We start from the raw sequence: 229 nt of genomic DNA, 5'->3' as shown, positions 1-229 counted from the left end.
TCGACGACGCGGACGAGGGGATAGGCGGATTGCCCGCCCACGCGGAGTTCGAATGCGACCGCTGCGGCAGCACCGCCACCACCTCCGGCGGTGCCCCGATGCTGTACCACCCGGCGGTCGCGGGGTTCCTCTACGACCACGGCTTCGAAAACGGTCGGACGCCGACGTGGGAGCTCGGCGCAGTCGGACTCCCGACCGGGGAACTCCTCTCCGAATCGCCGCCTCGGAT

Annotated in this window: 1 pseudogene; it reads left to right on the top strand. The window is 70.3% G+C overall.

Annotated elements, in window-relative coordinates:
• Positions 1–229, top strand: a pseudogene (locus tag EXE45_RS19995) (hypothetical protein); the annotation flags it as partial.

It is taken from the genome of Halorubrum sp. SP9, assembly GCF_005435015.1.
Lineage (GTDB): Archaea > Halobacteriota > Halobacteria > Halobacteriales > Haloferacaceae > Halorubrum > Halorubrum sodomense.
This window is presented reverse-complemented; position numbering and strand designations above follow the sequence as displayed.